The organism is Shewanella basaltis (assembly GCF_023283885.1).
Classification (GTDB): domain Bacteria; phylum Pseudomonadota; class Gammaproteobacteria; order Enterobacterales; family Shewanellaceae; genus Shewanella; species Shewanella basaltis.
Genome location: NZ_JAKILA010000007.1, coordinates 40772 through 62221, shown reverse-complemented (window position 1 = coordinate 62221; position 21450 = coordinate 40772). Strand labels below are relative to the sequence as shown.

At 44.8% G+C, this 21450-nt stretch carries 19 protein-coding genes and 1 pseudogene; 14 read left to right on the top strand and 6 right to left on the bottom strand.

The window, feature by feature from the left end:
- The first annotated feature begins 172 nt into the window (after window positions 1-172).
- The 3 genes from purH to nhaC all read left to right on the top strand — a co-directional run bounded on the left by purH (window position 173) and on the right by nhaC (window position 5399).
- The gene (gene purH, locus L2703_RS07305; RefSeq protein ID WP_248970459.1) at window positions 173-1762 is read left to right on the top strand and encodes a bifunctional phosphoribosylaminoimidazolecarboxamide formyltransferase/IMP cyclohydrolase; all 1590 of its coding nucleotides are present in this window, start codon (window positions 173-175) and stop codon (window positions 1760-1762) included.
- Window positions 1763-1848: 86 nt separating this feature from the next.
- Entirely contained in the window at window positions 1849-3150 is a 1302-nt protein-coding gene (gene purD / locus L2703_RS07300; RefSeq protein ID WP_248970458.1) for a phosphoribosylamine--glycine ligase, read from the top strand.
- A 749-nt stretch (window positions 3151-3899) separates the two neighbouring features.
- A complete protein-coding gene (gene nhaC, locus L2703_RS07295; RefSeq protein ID WP_238103029.1) occupies window positions 3900-5399 on the top strand; it encodes a Na+/H+ antiporter NhaC in 1500 nt (499 codons plus the stop codon).
- Between the two features lie 33 nt (window positions 5400-5432).
- Here the strand turns inward: nhaC and L2703_RS07290 are convergent, their stop codons facing one another.
- Complete coding sequence (locus L2703_RS07290) at window positions 5433-6773, bottom strand: NAD(P)/FAD-dependent oxidoreductase (RefSeq protein ID WP_248970457.1); 1341 nt, start codon at window positions 6771-6773, stop codon at window positions 5433-5435.
- Window positions 6774-6804: 31 nt separating this feature from the next.
- On the bottom strand, window positions 6805-7356 hold the full coding sequence (locus L2703_RS07285; RefSeq protein WP_238103091.1) for a GNAT family N-acetyltransferase: 552 nt from the start codon (window positions 7354-7356) through the stop codon (window positions 6805-6807).
- 144 nt (window positions 7357-7500) lie between these two features.
- Here L2703_RS07285 and L2703_RS07280 point away from each other — a divergent pair, with 144 nt between their 5' ends.
- From L2703_RS07280 to L2703_RS07260, 5 genes and pseudogenes are all read left to right on the top strand, one after another.
- Window positions 7501-8202, top strand: coding sequence for a spondin domain-containing protein (locus tag L2703_RS07280; protein WP_248970456.1), 702 nt, complete (start codon window positions 7501-7503; stop codon window positions 8200-8202).
- An 11-nt stretch (window positions 8203-8213) separates the two neighbouring features.
- Window positions 8214-8933: a spondin domain-containing protein gene (locus L2703_RS07275; protein WP_248970455.1), complete on the top strand. Its 720-nt coding sequence runs from the start codon at window positions 8214-8216 to the stop codon at window positions 8931-8933.
- 83 nt (window positions 8934-9016) lie between these two features.
- Window positions 9017-9751, top strand: a complete 735-nt coding sequence (locus L2703_RS07270) for a response regulator transcription factor (RefSeq protein ID WP_248970454.1) — start codon at window positions 9017-9019, stop codon at window positions 9749-9751.
- Window positions 9751-11217 carry a sensor histidine kinase gene (locus L2703_RS07265; protein WP_248970453.1) on the top strand — a complete coding sequence of 489 codons (1467 nt, stop codon included), beginning with the start codon at window positions 9751-9753 and terminating at the stop codon, window positions 11215-11217. The genes L2703_RS07270 and L2703_RS07265 overlap by 1 nt, the downstream gene beginning before the upstream one ends.
- Before the next feature lie 128 nt (window positions 11218-11345).
- Window positions 11346-11552 (top strand): annotated as a pseudogene (locus L2703_RS07260) (hypothetical protein).
- A gap of 434 nt (window positions 11553-11986) precedes the next feature.
- Here the strand turns inward: L2703_RS07260 and hemE are convergent.
- Complete coding sequence (gene hemE, locus L2703_RS07255) at window positions 11987-13051, bottom strand: uroporphyrinogen decarboxylase (protein WP_248970452.1); 1065 nt, start codon at window positions 13049-13051, stop codon at window positions 11987-11989.
- A 453-nt stretch (window positions 13052-13504) separates the two neighbouring features.
- On the opposite strand from hemE, the gene rsd reads away from it, so the two are divergent.
- Window positions 13505-13975 carry a sigma D regulator gene (rsd, locus tag L2703_RS07250; protein WP_248970451.1) on the top strand — a complete coding sequence of 157 codons (471 nt, stop codon included), beginning with the start codon at window positions 13505-13507 and terminating at the stop codon, window positions 13973-13975.
- Window positions 13976-14039: 64 nt separating this feature from the next.
- Here the strand turns inward: rsd and L2703_RS07245 are convergent, their stop codons facing one another.
- From L2703_RS07245 to L2703_RS07235, 3 genes are all read right to left on the bottom strand, one after another.
- The gene (locus L2703_RS07245; RefSeq protein WP_248970531.1) at window positions 14040-15089 is read right to left on the bottom strand and encodes an MJ1255/VC2487 family glycosyltransferase; all 1050 of its coding nucleotides are present in this window, start codon (window positions 15087-15089) and stop codon (window positions 14040-14042) included.
- Window positions 15090-15149: 60 nt separating this feature from the next.
- Window positions 15150-15665 carry a phosphatase PAP2 family protein gene (locus L2703_RS07240; protein WP_248970450.1) on the bottom strand — a complete coding sequence of 172 codons (516 nt, stop codon included), beginning with the start codon at window positions 15663-15665 and terminating at the stop codon, window positions 15150-15152.
- 202 nt (window positions 15666-15867) lie between these two features.
- Window positions 15868-16116, bottom strand: a complete 249-nt coding sequence (locus tag L2703_RS07235; protein ID WP_248970449.1) for a YgjV family protein — start codon at window positions 16114-16116, stop codon at window positions 15868-15870.
- 383 nt (window positions 16117-16499) lie between these two features.
- On the opposite strand from L2703_RS07235, the gene rraA reads away from it, so the two are divergent.
- The 5 genes from rraA (at window position 16500) to ubiB (ending at window position 21423) form a co-directional block, all read left to right on the top strand.
- Complete coding sequence (rraA, locus tag L2703_RS07230; protein WP_188740578.1) at window positions 16500-16985, top strand: ribonuclease E activity regulator RraA; 486 nt, start codon at window positions 16500-16502, stop codon at window positions 16983-16985.
- A gap of 118 nt (window positions 16986-17103) precedes the next feature.
- Window positions 17104-18132, top strand: coding sequence for a formimidoylglutamase (locus L2703_RS07225; protein WP_248970448.1), 1029 nt, complete (start codon window positions 17104-17106; stop codon window positions 18130-18132).
- Window positions 18133-18401: 269 nt separating this feature from the next.
- Entirely contained in the window at window positions 18402-19157 is a 756-nt protein-coding gene (gene ubiE, locus L2703_RS07220) for a bifunctional demethylmenaquinone methyltransferase/2-methoxy-6-polyprenyl-1,4-benzoquinol methylase UbiE (protein WP_248970447.1), read from the top strand.
- A complete protein-coding gene (locus L2703_RS07215) occupies window positions 19157-19777 on the top strand; it encodes a ubiquinone biosynthesis accessory factor UbiJ (RefSeq protein ID WP_248970446.1) in 621 nt (206 codons plus the stop codon). Before ubiE ends, L2703_RS07215 begins: the two co-directional genes overlap by 1 nt.
- Complete coding sequence (gene ubiB / locus L2703_RS07210) at window positions 19774-21423, top strand: ubiquinone biosynthesis regulatory protein kinase UbiB (RefSeq protein ID WP_248970445.1); 1650 nt, start codon at window positions 19774-19776, stop codon at window positions 21421-21423. Before L2703_RS07215 ends, ubiB begins: the two co-directional genes overlap by 4 nt.
- Window positions 21424-21450: the final 27 nt, after the last annotated feature.

The window sequence follows — 21450 nt, the reverse complement described above, 5'->3', positions numbered from 1 at the left end:
GCAGAAAAAACACCCAATACAAGCGGTTTACGATAAAATACGCCCGCCTGATCATCAGACTGTTATCTAGAAGTGTTAAAGCAACATCATGAGGGGCTTTGGTAAAGCTGACTTGAGCCAATTCTGCTTTACGAAAGATCCTTAAAATCAAACTAGTGGACCCTGTACCTACATGAATAATGTCAGACCAATTCGTCGCGCGCTATTAAGCGTATCAGATAAAACTGGAATCCTTGAGTTTGCACAAGCGCTGCATGCACAAGGTGTTGAACTCTTATCAACGGGTGGGACTGCAAAGCTACTTGCAGACAATAATATCCCGGTAATTGAAGTTTCTGACTACACAGGTCACCCAGAAATTATGGATGGTCGTGTTAAAACCTTACATCCAAAAATTCACGGCGGCATTTTAGCCCGTCGCGGCATTGACGAAGTGGTAATGGAACAAAACGCCATTAACCCTATCGATTTAGTGGCCGTTAACTTATACCCATTTGCTGAAACGGTGGCAAAACCAGGTTGCACCTTAGCCGACGCTGTAGAGAACATCGACATTGGCGGTCCAACCATGGTGCGCTCAACCGCCAAAAACCACAAAGACACCACAATTGTGGTTAACGCAAAAGACTACGGGCGCGTGATTGCTGAGATGCAAGCCAACAACGGTAGCACTACCCTAGAAACTCGCTTTGATCTTGCCATTGCAGCCTTTGAACATACCGCGGCTTACGACGGCATGATCGCCAATTACTTTGGTACTATGGTGCCAGCACACAGCAAGGATGAGTGCCACGACGACTCAACGTTCCCACGTACGTTCAATACTCAGCTCATCAAAAAGCAAGATTTGCGCTACGGTGAAAACAGCCATCAAAAAGCCGCCTTTTATGTTGATACGCAAATTGATGAAGCCTCAGTTGCCAGCGCGATTCAGTTACAAGGCAAAGCCTTGTCTTACAACAACATTGCCGACACTGACGCCGCACTTGAATGCGTAAAAGAGTTTGAAGGCCCAGCCTGCGTTATCGTTAAACACGCTAACCCTTGCGGTGTGGCATTAGGCGCTAACCTACTAGAAGCCTACGACCGCGCCTTTAAAACCGACCCGACATCAGCCTTTGGCGGTATTATTGCCTTTAACCAAGAGTTAGATGCACAAACAGCCCAAGCGATTGTAGACCGTCAGTTTGTTGAAGTAATTATCGCGCCAACGGTCAGCCAAGCAGCACGCGACATTGTTGCAACCAAAGCCAACGTGCGTTTACTTGAGTGTGGCGTCTGGAACACTAAAACCACCACCCTAGATTACAAGCGTGTTAATGGCGGCCTGTTAGTGCAAGACCGCGATCAAGGCATGGTTAACCTAGAAGACATTAAAGTGGTGTCTAAGCGCCAACCCACAGCAGATGAATTAAAAGACTTAATGTTCTGCTGGAAAGTGGCTAAGTTTGTTAAATCAAACGCCATTGTGTACGCCAAAGATGGCATGACAATTGGTGTGGGTGCAGGCCAAATGAGCCGCGTTTACTCCGCTAAAATTGCTGGTATTAAAGCAAGCGATGAAGGTTTAGTGGTTGAAAACTCCGTAATGGCATCTGATGCTTTCTTCCCATTCCGTGATGGCATCGACGCAGCAGCAGCGGCAGGCATTAGTTGTATCATCCAACCGGGCGGTTCAATTCGCGATGAAGAAATCATCGCCGCGGCAGATGAGCACGGTATGGCCATGGTATTTACTGGCATGCGTCACTTCCGCCACTAAACTCCACTTGAAACAAGCAGCCTTCTTTGGCTGCTTTTTTCGTTTAAAGAATCATATTATTTAGTTTATTAAAAAGGTGAATAAAGATGCAGGTACTTATTATTGGTGGTGGCGGTCGTGAACATGCGCTTGCCTGGAAAGCGGCTCAGTCTGCTCAAGTCACAAAAGTGTTTGTTGCACCTGGTAATGCTGGAACCTCTTTAGAGCCAAAATTACAAAACGTGGCCATTCAAGTTGAAGCCATCGCTGATTTAGTCACATTTGCTCAAGACAACAAGATTGAATTAACCATTGTCGGCCCTGAAGTGCCATTGTCATTAGGCGTTGTCGATGCTTTTAATACTGCTGGATTGCCTATTTTTGGCCCAACAAAAGGCGCGGCACAGCTTGAATCGTCTAAAGCCTTCACTAAAGACTTTTTAGCCCGCCACAATATTCCAACAGCTAATTACTCAAACTTTACCGAGATTGCACCCGCTAAAGCTTACGCGGCTACATTAACCGCTAAAACAGGCTTTCCGGTTGTGATTAAAGCCGACGGTTTAGCTGCAGGTAAAGGCGTGATTATCGCCGCCGATCAAGCCCAAGCCGATGCCGCCATTGACGACATGCTGGCAGGTAATAAATTTGGTGATGCCGGTTCTCGCGTGGTGATTGAAGAGTTTTTAACAGGTGAAGAAGCCAGCTTTATCGTAATGGTTGACGGCAAAAACATTCTTGCTATGGCCACCAGCCAGGACCATAAAGCCCGCGACAATGCCGACCAAGGCCCTAATACTGGCGGCATGGGTGCTTACTCACCTGCGCCTGTGGTCACTCAAGCCGTACACGACTGGACGATTGCCAATGTTATCCGCCCAACCGTTGATGGTATGGCAGCCGAAGGCAATGTTTACACTGGCTTTTTATACGCAGGCTTAATGATTGCACCTGATGGCAGCGCTAAAGTGCTTGAATACAACTGCCGCTTTGGCGACCCAGAAACCCAGCCCATTATGATGCGTTTACAGTCTGACATTGTTGAGCTTTGCCTGGCAGCTACTCGTGGTGAATTAGACAAGGTCAGTGCAGAGTTTGACTCGCGCGCAGCCGTAGGTGTAGTGATGGCTGCAGGTGGTTACCCAGATGCCTACAACAAAGGCGATGTGATTGACGGCTTAACCCTTGGTGATGTCAACGGTAAAGTGTTTCATGCTGGCACCGAGATGAAAGACGGCCATGTGGTCACAAATGGTGGCCGCGTATTGTGTGCTACCGCGCTAGGTCACAGCGTCACCGAAGCGCAACAAGCAGCTTATGCATTAGTAGATGCTATCCATTGGGATGACGTTTACTTCCGTACCGATATTGCTTACCGCGCCATTGCTCGTGAGCAAGGCAAAGCGTAAACCATTCGCTTATATTGTTAGCGTAAAATACTCCCTTCGGTGGCAACATCGAAGGGAGTATTAATTTTACGGCAGCCAACTCTTTTTCATGCCATGTGCCCCCCAAAAAACCTCTTGTATTATGAGCCAACTCAAAGACAACACCTTGCGTAACCAAGATCACAAAGACCATGTTGTACGAGGTGCATGCTAATTTAATTGTTGGCCATTAATCACATATACAACAGCATGGCAAAGGCACGAAGGAGTTGTGCTGCTATATAAAGTCGATAACGCAGTAAAAATGGTTAACTAACGCTCGATTAACAAAATTAGACATAATAAGAAAACAATTCACTTACGTGGTTATTTTCTACTCCAGCAGCTAATCCCTATTAATCCTCCACTGTATGTCATTAACATTTACCGCAAATCCAAAGGTTGAGTTCAAACATAAATCACATTCAATGTAGGTAAAGATGTCCATCAGGATAAATTAACCAGCCTACCTGCCTATGGGTATTTATACACATTAAAAACGCATAAGCGCATATTTAGCCAAAGTAAGTAATTAACCAAGCACAGCGTCATATCACACCATTTAGCAACGGTGATTCAAATTACGTCCATGCGATAACAATATTCGACTTAATAGGCATTTTTATGTCAGGATGTGCCTGTTACAGGTTCGTTACCAAATGATTAAAATAGCAATAGCCAACTCACAAGAATGAGATATTGGTCATAATAATAATGATAAAGGAAATCGTATGTCTCAAGCCGCGTCTTCAAAACCGTCGCCCTCCAACCACAAGCAACCCACCCTACTCGATGCACTTATTCCCGTTTTCGCGCTCATTATTATGCTTGGTGCTGCGGTATATTTGTTTTCATCTGACAGTTCATCAGGTGCCAACCAAATAGCATTGGTGTTAGCGGCGTGTATCGCCATGGTCATCGGTTTTAAAAATGGCTACAGCTGGAACCAAATGGAGCGCGGAATTGTTAAAAGTATCGGGGTTGCCACTGGCGCGCTGTTAATTTTGTTCAGCGTAGGCTCGCTCATTGGCACCTGGATTTTAGCCGGCACAGTACCCACGATGATTTACTACGGCATGCAAATCCTGAACCCCGATTATTTTTATACCGCATGCTGTTTATTGTGCGCGGTAGTGGCGTTAAGTATTGGCAGCTCCTGGACCGTTGCCGGTACGCTCGGTATCGCATTAGTGGGGATATCCTCAGCCATGGGATTAGATGTGAACATTACTGCGGGAGCTATTATCAGTGGCGCCTATTTTGGCGACAAAATGTCGCCCATGTCTGACACGACCAACCTTGCACCTGCTGTGGCTGGTACCGATATTTTTAGCCATATTCGCCACATGACCTGGACCACAGTACCCAGCATTATTATTGCCCTTATCGGCTTTACCTTTTTAGGCTTAACCGCAGACGCCACCCCAATTGAAAACCAACTGACTGACACCCTAGCGCTATTAGACAAAACCTATCACCCTGGGCTGCATTTACTCATCCCATTATTAGTGGTGCTGTATTTGGCAAATCGCAGAATGCCTGCATTTCCTACGGTGATATTAGGCACGTTAGCCGGGGCGGCATGCGCGGCACTATTTCAATTTGATAACGTTATCGCTTTTGTCCACGACGATACCTTACTGCCCATCGTAGCGTTAGTTAAAGGTTTATGGATTGCCATGTTTGACGGGTATGTGGCTAACACGGGCGATGAAGTATTAGACAGTTTATTAAGCCGCGGCGGCATGAGCAGCATGGTGACCACAGTGTGGTTAATTTTATGCGCCATGGCATTTGGTGGCGTAATGGAAGTCACCGGTTTACTTGGGCGCATCTTAGAAAGCATCCTCACTGTCGTGACCGGCACCAGCAGCCTAATTATTACCACCATAGGTGTGTGTATTGGCGCAAATATCATTACTGCCGACCAATACATTGCTATTGTACTGCCTGGGCGAATGCTAAAAATTGAATACACCCGCCGTAAGTTGGCTGCGGTGAATTTAAGCCGTTCACTTGAAGACTCGGCAACCGTCACCAGCCCGTTAGTGCCATGGAACACCTGCGGAGCCTTTATGGCCAGCACCTTAGGTGTGGCAACCATTGCCTACTTGCCATACGCCTTCTTTAACTTGGTGTGTCCATTTGTGAGTGCCACTTATGCCTATTTCAATGTCAAAATCGAGCCGTTGGACGAAACCAAAATAAGCACTGGCGAAGTTGTCGGTTAATCAACGAAGCAACATACAAGGCAACATAGACAGTTAACCAAAGCGGTCTTTTAACCAACCATAATGATAATAACCCCATTGCCCAAGGCGTCTTGCTTGGGTAAAGGGGAATGTCGGTAACGGTTGCTGGTATAAAGGCAGATTAGGCAAGGTTTCACCCGCAATGCTTTGTGCTAATCGGTACGCTGCTTGGCTGCTAAACGACACTCCTGCACCACAATATCCTAAGCTGTACCCTACGCCACCTTTGCTATACACATGGGGCATATCGTCCATTGCTGCGGCAATCCAGCCGGTCCAGTTATAGGCAATCGCTTTGCTCGATAAACTCGGAAAACACTTATTCAGTGCCATTTTTAAACGCTCGCCATACACAGGGTTGGCCGCGTCTTTACCCCATACCGCACCGCGCCCACCAAACAGTAAGCGGTTGTCGGGCAATAAGCGGTAATAGTATTTTAAAATACGGGTGTCCATGGTGACCTGGTGCGTATGCAAACCAGCTTGTGCCAGCTCTTGCGCGGTAAGCGGCTCGGTTACGATCACATTGCTTAATATGGGTAAAAATTTGTCATCTATACGTTGATTAAATCGTTTGGGGGTATACGCATTGCCCGCCATAACCACTTTATTGGCAATCAATTCACCGTTAGAAGTCATCATCCGATGTTTAGCGCCCTCTTCAATCCACTCTAACACACACGATTGCTCAGATATCCTCACGCCTTGAGCATGAACCATGTCTTTATAACCAAGCAATAATTTAAGCGGGTTAAGGCCAAAACCATCTTTTAAACGCAAGGCACCATAAGCTTGATGATGATCTAAATATTGCGCTCTAAAATCGCCGCTATTAATAAACTCAGCGCCACTGTCTTGGTCATCTGCAAGGTGCTGTTGAATATACTTGGCCGCACTTTGTAATGTGACTAATGCCTTAGCATTATGGGCCACCTTTAAGTAACCCGCTTCTTGTGGCTCACAGGCAATATTGTGTTGTTTAATTAAGCCATCAACGCGCGCGACCGCTTGGGTAAATTCATTATAAATACCTTTGGTGGTGGCTAAGTCCCAGCGTTTAGTCATGGCTGCGTACCCTAAACGACCAGAGCCTTTTAAGACAAAACCAGCATTACGGGCGCTGGCACCAAACCCGACTTGATTGGCCTCCAACACATGGCAGTCAATATTAAACTCACTGGCCAAATAATACGCAGTTAACAGCCCGGTATAGCCGCCGCCAATAATCGCCACATCAGTATGTTGCCGACCCGACAATGGCGCTGTTGCAGCACCCAATGCCTGTGTCGTCGCCCAATAGCTTGGCGCAAAAGGTTGATTGTTAGGATGATAGTTAACCAGTGGATCGTACATATTATTCTTCTTATTTGTCAGGGGGATCAGGCTAAAAAACTAACAACATTTCACAGGCAACGCAGTGGCAGTCGTTATCACAAATAACGCAAATATAATCTTCGCCCATGTAACGCTGGTGCCAGCGTTGTGGGTGCTCGGCAATTAACACACCTCCGGCTTTGGTAAAATAGCGCACCGCCGCATTATTAGGGCTTTGTTGCCACAAATGGCTCACTCCCGCTTTAGCGCCTTGGGCAATAACCGCCGCTTTGGATGCCGCTAATAATTGTCCGCCAAGGCCTTTACCACGAGCAGATTCGGCAATGGTATTTGATTTGAAATAACACACGTCCTCAAATGCAACCCCCCACTTGCCTACTGTGCACCATTGATCTTGCGGCCATTGCCCTGCAGCATAGGTCAACCTAAAACCAATTAGCTGATTGTTTTCAATTGCGACAAAATTGGCATTAATACCATGCTTTATGCCTTTATGATAAATCGCAGTTAATTCAGCAATATCCATATAGCCGCTACCGTGGACTATTTCACCTAGGGCAATCACTGCATCAAAGTCTGCGTGGGTTAGTTCTCTGATCATAATCTTATTTTTTTGTTTATTTGGGCACACTTTAGCACACGCCAATATAGCCAGCTACGATGTTAAACTTTTGTGATAATTTGGCAATAACCTAGTGAAACTCCTGCTGCATACTGATTGCAATTAAACAAAAGGAGCTCGGTTATGAAACGTACATTAGTGACTGCAAGTCTTATGGCTGCTGGATTATTTAGCCTTCCAACTTTGGCTGCTGACATTGAAGTCAGTGTAACCAATTTAACTCACGGAAATCACTTTACCCCACTGTTAATTGCCGCTCACGATGCAGATAGCCACTTATTTCAAGTCGGTACCGAAGCCTCTGCCGCGTTACAAAAAATGGCTGAAGGCGGCGACATTGCCGATTTAGATGCTGCTGTAACCGGTAATGCGGGTGTAACCGTCACAAATCCAGCAATGGGCCTACTGGCAGCGGGTGCAAGTGTGAGCGAGGTAATGCTTGATACTGGCGATAACACTCATTTATCGATTGTGGCCATGGTACTTCCAACCAACGACGCCTTTATTGGGCTAGACGGCTGGGAAATTCCAACTGAAGCGGGCACTTATACTGTGTACCTTAATGCCTATGATGCAGGCACCGAAGCCAATGATGAAATTATCAATGGTGGCGGTATGTTAGGTGCACCGGGTATACCTGCAGCACCAGGTGGAGATGGCGGAACCAATGGCACCGGCGTAATGGACAGCAGCGAAAACGCTAACGTACATACTCACCCTGGTGTATTGGGTGACACAGATCCTGCTGGTGGCATGAGTGACCTAGACAGCCGCGTACACCGCTGGTTGAACCCTGTTGCCAAAGTTGTGGTAACAGTAAAATAAGGAGGTAGCCCATGAAACCCACTGATTTTACATTAAAGCCCAGTTTACTGGCCATGTTGGCAGCGGCCACCTTACTAACCGCGTGTGGCGATGATGACAATGATACTGTTGACGAGACGCCACCAGCACCAGTGATGCAAACCTTCACGGTTACCGTCACTAACCTCACCGCGAATCAACCCATGTCTCCGGTGATTTTAGCGGCACATGCTAGCGATGCCATGCTGTGGAACGCAGGTGAAATGGCAAGTAAAGCCATAGAAAAAATGGCCGAAGGTGGTGACACCGCTGATATCGCGGCATTAGATGTGCTGACTAGCAGTGTTAACGGTGCAGGTTTATTAATGCCCGGCGCAAGTGAAACCCTCACTATCACGTTAGATGAAACAGACGTTGCCAGCATTAGCCTAGCGACCATGCTAGTGAACACTAACGATGCTTTTACCGGTGTAAACAGTTATAGCATTGCCGGTATGCAAGTCGACGCCTCGAGCTCAATGAAGTTTATGGCGTATGATGCGGGCACCGAGGCAAACACCGAAGCCAAAGGCACCATTCCAGGGCCAGCCGATGGCGGCGAAGGATATAACGCCGCACGTGATGATGTCGACTTTGTCCATATTCATCCTGGGGTAATTTCAATGTATGACGGTTTAGATGACTCAGTATTGGATGCATCACACCGTTTTGATAACCCTGTGTTAGGTGTCACCATCACCAGAACGGAATAAATTTCAACCAAGCTGAAATTTATTCTCCTCAAAGCAGGTCTAGTTGTTAATGCAACAACTGGATTTGCTTTGAGGAACTCAACATGAATGGAACCACTAAACATAACGGCCATGCCTGCCCACAACATATTTTACTGGTAGAAGATGAACAAGACCTGGCTAAATTGATCATGCTTAACCTCAAAGCGCTCAACTACCAAGTCGATCACGCCACCACATTAAAGCAAGCCATGCAGATTATTGAACATAAAAAGCTCGATTTAATTTTATTAGACCGCATGCTCCCCGATGGCGACGGCATTATGTTGTGTGAGCAATTACGCCAAGCCGGTAAGGAAGTTCCGCTCATGCTATTAACAGCTAAAGATTCAGAGGCTGACGTAGTATTAGGCCTTGAAGCAGGAGCCGACGATTACCTCGTAAAACCCTTTAGTGTGTTAGAACTGCGAGCACGAGTAAAAGCGTTATTAAGGCGTGGTAAAGCCCAGCAAGAACAAACCCAACAAATTGAATTTAATAGTGTCACCATTAACTCTAGCACCCGCGAAGTTAAAGCGTTCAACAAAGCACTGACCCTCACCGCCCGCGAGTTTGATTTACTGCTGTTTTTAGCCAAACATCCGCAGCAAGTCTTCAGCCGGATGCAGTTATTGGAGGCGGTATGGGGTTACAACTACGACGGTTACGAGCACACAGTAAACAGCCATATCAATCGTTTACGCAATAAACTGTCGCAATGCTCACCCGAACACGACTTAGTCAAAACCGTGTGGGGCGTAGGCTACAAATTTTCACCACCAGAGGTGCAAACCCACTAATGAATCGCTTATTTAATCGATTATTTTTAGCCGCAACCCTAGTTGTATTACTGTTATTTGTTGCCTTATGGCAATGGCTACAACTTAACCATGAGTTTAGCCGCAACCAAATACAACAATCACTGCACCGTGAACTGGCCGAACACATGGCTCACATTAACCCGTTATTATCTCAAGGGATTACCTCTGACGCGGCACTTAAAGAAGCCTTTCATGACTTTATGTTGCTAGGCCCAAGCTTTGAAATTTATACCCTAGACCCAAATGGCAAAGTGATTGCTTATGATGCCAAAGACGAAAAAATTAAAAACCACCGCGTTGATACTCATATTATTCAACAGTTTTTAGCCGGCGAAAACCTGCCAGTGCTTGGCACCGATCCGCGCAGCGAAGACACCCACAAGATATTTTCTGTCAGTAAACTGGTAACACCAGAAGGGCTTCACAGTGGCTATTTGTACGTCATCATTGGTGGTGAAGATTACGACAGCTGGCAAGCGCTTATCAATGCCGAAAACCAACCTAAAATTTGGGGAGCAACCATCGGTTTTTGGATCATTTTTGCCCTAGTGCTGTTTGTGATTTTATTGCGCTATTTTACCCGGCCGATCCAAAAGCTAGCCCAAGACTTAACTGAGCTTAAAAATAACCCAATGTCGGACAACCTAATGCTGCCACAGCGTTATCGAGGCAGTTTAGAGATAAGCCAACTGAGCCATCATATTAATCACCTGCTGCAAGAAATCCAGTTGCAACAACAGCAAGTTAAGCGCCAACAACAAGCTAAACACGACTTTTTATTGCATTTGTCGCATGACTTAAAAACCCCGCTTACCGCGCTCTTAGGCTATATCGATACCTGGCTTATTTTACCTGACCATGAACGCGACGAGGCGCTGATCCAATATGCAGCTAACTCAGGCCAAACATTACAGCAATTGCTCGCCCAGTTATTGGAATTAGCCGCATTAGAAAACGGCCAAATCGATGCGCAACTGCAACAGGTTAATTTAACTGAGCTGCTCAGCGACATAGAACAAACCTTTACCCCGCGCGCTAAAAAGCTCGGCGTTCAACTTGATTTTGACATTAATCATGCAGAACAAATCTATACCGACCCCACGTTAATGCGCCGCATCCTCAACAACTTAGTCGATAACGCACTACGCTACACACCTGCTGGTGGCAAAATTCAAATTATCAACACACAACACAATGGCCAACAATGGTTAACCGTGCGCGACACTGGCGCTGGCATGCACAAACATGAAGTCGACGCCCTGAAACAATTGTCGATGACCACGCTGTCATTTGAACCGAATCAAAGCCTGCCGCAACTTGGCGTCGGACTCGCCATCGTCAGGCAGCTATTGGGTTTATTAAAGTGCAGAATTGAAATCGACAGCCAACCAGGCGTAGGCAGCGAATTTAAGATAGAGTTGGTAACTAACCTGAGCTCGGGATAATAAATGCCTTTCAAACAGTCCTTTGCCCTGCTCACTGCGTTGAATCGACTTACAATAGGCTAGGGTCTGTTGAACTTTGCTGGTTGAATTTTGTTCGAGTTAAAAACGTTTGAATCGAGGCGAATGGATTGAAGCCTAGCCACCTAAGCAAAATCTATTCAACAAAGAGTAAAACGTTTTTAGCCGAACCCTGTGGGCAGCGTTTGTTGGTCATTTTTACTGCGTTATCGACTTTTTATGTAGAATAACTACACTTCAAAGTCTCTGCCTTGTATAAAAGACCAACAATTCGCTGCAAAAACAACCTTGAAAGATCAATAGACCCTAGCTATTGACGCGTCAATTCGCCTTGTTAGCAGAACAAATGACAAGCTTGAAAGTGAGAATGGGTAACATGTTGATTTTAAATAGTATAAGTTCATCCCTTATCCCGAGCTCAGGTTAAGTAATAAATTACCGCGATAGCAACCTCTCGCAGCTATCGTTTAGTAACAATAATGATAATTTTGATGTGGCGGCTGGGCCAATTCTTTTATAAAGAGTAAAGAGGGAGCTGCCGTTGGTTTCCTTTTGGTCTGGTGTGGGCGAAGCGCCACGACGTTAGTGGCCGCAGGCCATAAAGCCAAAAACAGCTGGATTGCGGCTCTCAAGTATTACCGGAAAGATGAGAAATAGAATAACTAACTGCTCACATTCAAAGCTCAAAAACAAAAAACGAGCAACAAAAAAGCGAACCCGAAGATTCGCTTTTTTAGCTAATACCACTCAATTATTTGTGATATTGCTTAGATAACTCATGTACAGAGTTGATAAATGAACCCGCATGCTCAGGATCAACATGCTGATGGATACCATGACCTAAGTTAAATACATGGCCTGTACCTTCACCGTAGCTGGCAAGAATTTGATCAACTTCTTGATGAATACGCTCAGGAGAGGCATACAACATTGATGGGTCCATGTTGCCTTGTAGAGCCACTTTATCACCTACGCGGCGACGAGCATCACCAATATCTACCGTCCAATCTAAACCGAGTGCATCACAACCGGTTTCAGCCATTGCTTCTAACCATAAGCCGCCACCTTTAGTAAATAAGGTCACTGGTACTTTACGGCCATCGGCAAAGCGGGTTAAGCCATCAACAATTTTTTGCATATAACGTAATGAGAATTCACGGTAAGCGTGGTGCGATAATGCGCCGCCCCATGAGTCGAAAATCATTAACGATTGTGCGCCGTTAGCTACCTGAGCGTTAAGGTATAACACCACCGAGTCGGCTAACTTGTCCAATAACATGTGTAGTGCGGCAGGTTCTGCATACGCCATACGTTTAATCTTTTCAAAGGTTTTGCTTGAGCCACCTTCAACCATATAAGTGGCTAGCGTCCAAGGTGAACCTGAAAAGCCAATTAATGGTACAGCACCGTTAAGTTCACGACGAATGGTGCTCACGGCACGCATAACATAACCTAACTCGTCTTCTGGATCTGGGATGCTCAGTTTTTTGATAGCGTCTATGGTGTCTGTAGGACGCTCAAAACGTGGACCTTCACCTGTTTCAAAATATAAACCAAGGCCCATGGCGTCAGGCACAGTCAAAATATCTGAGAATAAAATCGCAGCATCTAAATCATAACGACGTAACGGCTGTAACGTCACTTCGCATGCCAACTCAGCATTACGACATAATGACATAAAGTCACCCGCTTGCGCTCTGGTTGCTTTGTATTCTGGTAAATAGCGACCTGCTTGGCGCATCATCCATACTGGGGTGACATCAACTGGCTGCTTTAACAACGCACGTAAATAACGATCATTCTTTAATTCTGCCATGTGGGCTTTCTTCCTAGACTGTTATGATTTCTGCTGGGCGCTAGTTTAGCACTTACGCGATTAATGTAACCACTCAAGCGAAATTTATGTGAGCTATTCCTAAATCTGGTGGCTAAATTTTTAACATATCGGCCTCATTGCTCACAAAACACACAATACTGACGTGTAAATCGCAAATTGTCGGATTAAACGTTGCGTCAAAGTAACTCGTTTGGTATAAAAAGTGTGCGCTAGCAAGAACAATCAAGAAGCCCGACACATCGAGCCTTTAAAAAACTTCGTTACCCCGTGATGGTTTCCTTCACGGGGTTTTTTATTGTTTGCTGATCCCTATTCTTTATCACTGCTCATCGTTAGCTGGTTGGTCCTGAAATATAAATAAAACAGTTGATCACAATACACTTTGTCCAATACATTAGATGTTATACAAAGGTTGCTGACTTGGGAAAACACATGCTAACAAAATTAGAAAAAGCAGAAAAACGCTGGGGCGGCGCTAATAAATTAATCGATCAGTGGCTTAATCACCGCAGAAATTTATTAATCCAATATTTTATTGTTGCTGGGCTTGCGCCATATTCGCGTGCAGAAAAGTCTCTACCAAGCCTTGAACAAGTGAAAGAATTTTGCGATCAGCTCGTTGACTACGTCTCAGAAGGCCACTTTGAAGTGTACAATAATGTGGTAAAAGCCTGCGAAAAATTTGGCGAATCAAGTATTGAAACAGCCAAGACGCTATTGCCACAAATCAGCGAAAGTACCGACATCGCTCTCGATTTTAATGACAAATACACCGAAGCTACCGACGAGAATATCCTGTATCAATTAGACGCTGATCTGTCTAAATTAGCGCAAGCGATGGAGTCTCGTTTTGAATTAGAAGATCAGCTATTAGAAATACTGCATAACCGTCACTCGTCATAAAGCTTAACGGCAAAATGAGCGCATAAAGTTAAAGGTTAATACACTCGTTAATTAATGACGCCATTTATTGCCGTTTATGCCAATTTTCTGGCAAATCCACTTGCGACCATAAATCTAGACATAATTCTTCTGGATGCTGCCAATCACCAGCCTTAAGCCAATTGACTAATGCATCACCCACCTGCGGATAAGCAATAGGCTTAGGAGAAGGCGATTTTAGCCAACGCTTCAATACCGCAGAATCTAATGTATTCATGCTTTCTGCTGCGGCCAATAATTGTAACGCGGCCACATTGGCCAGTTGCTCAAATTGCCCTAGCAAAGGTTTTACCAAAAGCTTTTTACCTAGGGTCATCGCTTCACTGGCGAGTTCAAATCCTGCATTACCTATCACACCGCCGCATTGCGACATATGTTGTTTAAAACCATCGCGATTAAAGCCATGCCAATGAATGTTGTCGCCGCCCTTTTTTAACGGTTTGGTGCTGTGATAAACAAAAAATTGGTACTGTTCAAATGGCGCCAGAAAATCAGCAATTCGATCGGCATCTTCAAACGGTAAATAAACCAAGATTTGATGGCTATAATCACCACGGCTTGCCGACACCTCAACAAAGGGGGGCAATATCGGAAAACCAAAATGATGCCAATGACAACCAAGTGAAATATCAACCGGTGCAAAACGATTTAATAGTAATTCATTAAACCAACTCGTCCCCTGTTTAGGCACCGGATACTGCAATGCCGCCTGATGGCTTATAGCTATGGATGGCACCTGTTGTTGTTTTGCGGCCCAGGCAGACACAGGTTCAAAATCGTTTAAGACGAGATCGTAGCCACTTAAATCTAACTGTTTAATTTCAGAAAAAATATTGGTCATTAAATTTTTTTTAGCGGTTTGGGCCACACTAACCCGACCATTTTCGGTTATAAATGTCATGCCATTTCGGGTTTGGAAATGGCCAAAACATTGCATGTCAAAATACTGTTCTGGCGAACGTCCTGAAAATAAAAAGTCGACATCGATATGGTGATGCGCAAGCGCCTTAGCCATCACACGGGCACGACTGATATGCCCATTTCCCGTACCTTGAACACCATACAAAATCTTCATATCGCCTTTTGTCCCCCATGCCTCAACATATTGTTTTGCCAACCATCCCAATCAATGTCATTACTGCATTAATTGCACAACCAATATCACCGCACCCATCCCAAGCGCCGCACCAGCCAAAATATCTAACGGATAATGCACACCAAGGGCGATACGTGATAAGCCAACAAAACAAGCCCATGCAAATGCAATAGGGGCTAATACCGGAAACACCACATTCACCACACTGGCAAATACAAATGCGCCCGCAGTATGCCCAGACGGCAAACTGAACTTGTCAGATGGCTCAAAGCCCGAATTAAATCCAGCCAACGCATGGCAAGGGCGGTGGCGCCGAATGCTATTTTTCAATAATAAATACAGTGGGAACTCAACGATAAAACTGCCCAACACTAAATTAAAAAAGTGCTGTCCATGGGGGTGAAAAAAAAGCAGTGCCACTGAGATGTATACATAAAAATGCCCATCACCTGTCACAGAAAACCGCTTAGCGGCCTGGTTTAACTGGTTGTCGCGACTAAATTGTACTACACAGTAAAACCAATATTTATCTAACTCGCTGATACTCATCTTCATGTTTAACTCCATACCCATGGCTGGACATTTGCAAAACTGAACACGCTACTTAAATGGCATAGTAAACAGGGGGAATGAACGGAAGGTGACAGTTAGTCTAAAGTTTTATGACACGGGTTAAACAAAAAAACCTCTCAAACATAAGCTTGAGAGGTTTTGTATCGACTGAGCTTGCGCGGTTATCATCGCGCTATACAGCAGCTTAGGCGGTATGGGCTTGCAATGTTCTGTTGCGGTAAATTTTCACTAAGTGATAAATATTAATGCAGGCAACAAACGCGTTCATGCCTGCCACAGGCCACGCTCCGATTGAGTACCCGTAAGCGACAAAAAAAGAACAACCCACAAAGTTTAACCATCTTAATAAAATGATGTCTTTCATCATTAACGAAATGGCAACCATCACTGATGCTGCGTAACCTAAGACTTCAATCAAGTCGATATTTTCCATAAGAACCTCTGTTTCAGGCTCTCTGCCTTCCGTAAGCGTAACGGGGGATCCATGCCCCTAAAGCTAGCATAAATTGTAAACTAACATTAAAAAACACAGTAATATGCTAACAAACTGACGCTCAAAATTGTAATTAAAAAACGTATTAGGATGACCTTAATCAACATATATCAGCTAATCAGTTCAATTTGAAAGAAAATTACTTCCAAAATTGATCCTTGTTCTGTATTTAGGTCAATCAGCACATTCGACCACAATCAAGATTATGCTGATTTACAACAATTGCGTGATTGATAAGGCTTTTATTTTCGTAAAAAGCTCATATAATTCATCTATCTTTGCTTTACCCAGCAATCATCTTTGCTGCCCAATAGGAGTTAAACATGGAATACAACACCTCAGAACTCTGCGACATGTATATTGATGTAGTTGATGTCGTCGAACCAATGTTCAGTAACTACGGTGGTTGCAGCTCCTTCGGTGGCTCAATCAGTACGATTAAGTGTTTTGAAGATAATGGCCTGATTGCAGACGCTTTAGAAGAAGACGGTGAAGGTAAAGTGCTACTCGTCGACGGCGGTGGTTCGTTACGTAGAGCACTAATCGATGCTCGAATCGCTGAACTAGCTGTAGCAAACAATTGGGAAGGCATTATTGTGTATGGCTCGGTACGTGATGTTGATGCACTAGAAGAGCTAGACATTGGCATCCAGGCAATTGCATCTATCCCTGTTGGCGCTGAAGGCAATGGTGTGGGCGAGGTAGAAATTCCGGTTAACTTTGGTGGCGTCACCTTCTTACCTGGTGATCATATTTATGCTGATAATACTGGAGTAATTTTATCTCCAGAGCCACTTGATATTGAATAACATCTAGCCAATATCGAGTCACCGCTAAACACTTTGTTAACGCTGGCCAACAACCCACTTAAAAACCAGCTTTGCTGGTTTTTTTATGCCAACTTAATAAATCACAGTGAGGCACATCATGTTTACTGCATTCACACAGCAAGATTGTAACAAGCTTCTTCATAGCAGAACTGACGAAACCAAGTTAGGCCAACGGGTTTTACTCGCCAAACAAGGGCTATCATTACAACAAAATGCCCAAGATGCCGCTGCTAGGGGCGCGCGTTTTGCCATCATTGCCATTGCAGAAGATATAGGCCCACGAGCCAATTTTGGCCGTGCGGGTGCTAACCAGGCATTTTTAGCTTGCATGAAACAGTTTATCAACTTGCAATCAAATCGCTTTTTAGACGGTAATGAGTGCGTCATCCTCGGGCAAATCAGCCTAACCTCGGCACCACAATTAACCGCCAGCATTGATGAACTGAGACACGCCACCGCAGAACTCGATACCATCGTTATCGAAGCGACAACACAACTATTACAGACCGGATTAGAGCCTATTGTGATTGGCGGCGGCCATAACAATGCTTACGGTTTATTAATGGCAACCAAAGCTTATAACGGCTTACCCGTGGCGGCTGTTAACCTTGACCCTCATAGTGATTTCAGGCCCCGCGAAGGGCGCCATAGCGGTAACGGCTTCAGTTATGCCGCGGCTAGTGGCGCCTTAGACCACTATCATGTTTTGGGTTTGCACGAACTTAAAAACACTGAAACAACTCTTGAACAATTAAGCCTTTTTGGCGCCACCTGGCATAGCTTTCAACAAATTTGGGTGCGCCGTGAATTATCGCTCGACGCCGCATTAAAACACATTGCCACAGGACTAAATCAAACCCAATTACCCGTAGCATTAGAGCTTGATGTTGACGCCATAGCCAATATGCCCAGTAGCGCGTCAACATTCGCAGGCATTCCACTACTCGATGCTTGTTATTATGTGCATTATATTGCCAAGCATTGTCCATGCAATTACGTGCATTTTGCAGAGGCCGCTCCTGCATGCCATCACGCGGGTGAAATGGCAGGCTCTCGAGATGTGGGCCAAGGGCTCAGCGAATTAATTTACGCCTATATTCAAGGGCGACTAGCAAGGTTAAATTAGAATCCGCTAGGGCTATTCATTAAAAGCTAATTTTATGCTCTAATGCAGGGCAAATTTTTAACCATTGATATTGAATTTATCAGGGGTAATCGGCGCGAGAGCGTTGCGGTATTTTAAGATGATGTGGATTTCTTCGTGCCTATAGGCAGACAACTCATTGATTGTTGTCACACTCTAGCACCACAGTGATTCAGCAATCATTCGCAATGGCTTACACTCGCAATTACACACACTCGCAATGAATCATCGCACATTATAGGAATAGACCCATGTCTGAGGGCGAACCAAAGAACACACATTTTGGATATAAAACCGTTGAAGCAGATAAAAAAGCCGACTTAGTTGCCGATGTGTTTCACTCTGTGGCCGCTAAATACGACATTATGAATGACGTAATGTCGTTTGGTATTCATCGTTTTTGGAAGCGCCACACAATTGAAACAGCCGCCGCACGCCCAGGTATGAAGGTATTAGACTTAGCTGGCGGCACGGGTGATTTAACGGCTAAATTTTCACATTTAGTTGGCGAACGTGGCCAGGTTATCCTCGCTGATATCAACGATTCTATGCTCAAAGTCGGCCGCACTAAACTGCGCGATAAAGGCATAGTCAATAACGTCAGTTATGTGCAAGCAAATGCAGAAGCATTACCCTTTCCAGACAACCATTTCGACATCATTACCATCGCATTTGGTTTGCGTAATGTGACCGATAAAGATGCCGCGTTACGTTCAATGCAACGTGTTCTTAAACCTGGCGGTAAGCTATTAGTGCTTGAGTTTTCAACACCTAAACACGAACTGATGCGTAAAGTGTATGACATGTATAGCTTTAAAGTGTTACCTAAAATGGGTGAACTTATCACTAAAGATGCCGACAGCTATGAGTACCTCGCTGAGTCAATTCGTATGCACCCAGACCAAGAAACATTAAAGCAAATGATGATTGATGCAGGGTTTGAGCAGGTTGACTATACCAACATGACCGATGGGGTTGTCGCATTGCACAAAGGCTATAAGTTCTAATGGCACCCAATCAGTTTGCATTATTACTGTGTGCGGCAATCGAAACAGGCTTTAACCGATTACCGCCACAAGCAAAAGATGATTATGCCCGTCAAAAATCATTGCACGGCAAAGTAATATGCATTCAGCTTAGTCAATTAAGCTGGCCGATTTACTTAATCTTTGCCAAACAAATCCAGGTGATGAGCTATTATGAAGGGGACGTGGCAGTCACAGTCAACGCTGACGCATCAACCCTGTATCAATTAACCGAAGGGGCCAATTTAACTGAGTTAATTAAACAAGATAAACTCAGCCTCGACGGTGATATTCAGCTTTTACAAACACTAAGCCATTACTTACATAATATTCATTTTGACTTTGCAGAGCCTCTGTCGCGTTATATTGGTGATGCGCCAACTCACAAACTGGTCACCGGCGTAAAGCAATTTGGCCACGAAATGCAACAAATTCTGCACAAAACTCGCTCACACCTCAGCCAATTAACAACCGAAGAATATCGCCTGGCGCCACACAAAATTGAGTTGCTGCATTTTCGTGATAATCTGGATGAACTGGTTAGGCAAACTGACCTTATCGAAGCGAAAATAGCCAAATTAAGAGAGCAAATAATCCAATGACATTTGCAAGTATTAGGCATGGTTATCATGTCATTAAAACCATTTTGCATTTTGGCCTAGATGATCTCATTCCTCGACACAAAAAGCCTTGGTATTTTACACTGCTACGAAACTCACTGTTTTGGGTCCGTAATAAGCATAAAACTAAGTCACCAGCCGAGCGCCTAAAATTAGCCATGCAAGAGCTTGGTCCGGTTTACATCAAACTGGGACAAATGCTATCAACTCGCCGAGATTTACTCGACGATGAATGGGCTTATCAGCTGGCAATGCTGCAAGATAGAGTGCCCCCATTTGATTCAGCCCTCGCACGCGAGGCTATCGAAGCCGAGCTTGGCACGACCATAGACACTTATTTTGATGACTTTGATGACACCCCACTGGCATCCGCGTCGATTTCTCAAGTACATACCGCAACACTAAAATCTAACGGCAAAGATGTTGTACTAAAAGTACTTCGCCCCAATGTTGAACAGAAAATATTGGCCGATTTGCAATTAATGTCGCAAGTCGCCAACTTACTTGAAACCATACTCGGCGAAGGGAATCGCCTGCGCCCCGCTGAAGTCATTGAAGATTACCAAACCACCATTTTAGGTGAGCTAAACCTCAAACTTGAAGCCCTTAACGCGATTAAGCTTCGCAATAACTTTATCGACTCAAATGCGCTGTATATCCCCTTTGTTTATGAAGAACACTGCTATAAACGTTTAATGGTGATGGAACGCATTTATGGTATTCCAGTATCTGACACCGAAGCACTGCGTGCCCAGGGAACCAACTTTAAACTGCTCGCAGAGCGTGGCGTAGAGTTGTTTTTCACCCAGGTGTTTCGCGATAATTTTTTCCATGCTGACATGCACCCAGGCAATATCTTTATCAGCCGAGAACATCCAGACGACCCATTTTATATTGGCCTAGACTGCGGCATTATGGGCACCTTAACTGAGGTCGACAAACGCTATCTTGCTGAAAACTTTCTCGCGTTTTTCAATCGAGACTATCATCGTATTGCCCAGCTCTATATTGAGTCAGGTTGGGTATCAGAACATACCGACGTCATCGCCTTTGAACAGGCCGTTAAGGTCGTCTGCGAACCCATGTTTAACAAACCCCTTGACGAAATTTCGTTTGGGCATGTTCTGCTAGAGCTTTTTCGCACTGCAAGGCACTTTGATATTGTGGTTCAACCTCAGTTGGTATTACTTGAAAAAACCCTTCTTTATATTGAAGGATTAGGACGGCAGTTATATCCACAGCTCGACTTATGGCAAACGGCTAAACCCTTTCTTGAAAATTGGATGTCGGAACAAGTTGGCCCTAAAGCAATGTTTCAAAAGGTAAAATCTAATGCGCCATTTTGGGCAGATAAATTACCCGAGTTTCCAGAGCTGATTTACGACAACCTCAAACTGGGCCGAAAACTCCTAGGTACGCAACAACAAATGCTAGATAAGTATTTGCGTTACCAGCAAAAATCCCACAAGAGTAATTATCTACTTATCACATCAGCCGTATTGTTGATCTGTGGCACAATTTTAATTTCTCAAACCGCTACACTATGGCCTGCATATGCCTGCATTGGCGCTGGTGTATTAATTTGGGTGATAGGATGGCGATCTAGGCCAAAGAATCGTAAATTTTAGCTAGCACTAATTTATTAGAGGTTCATA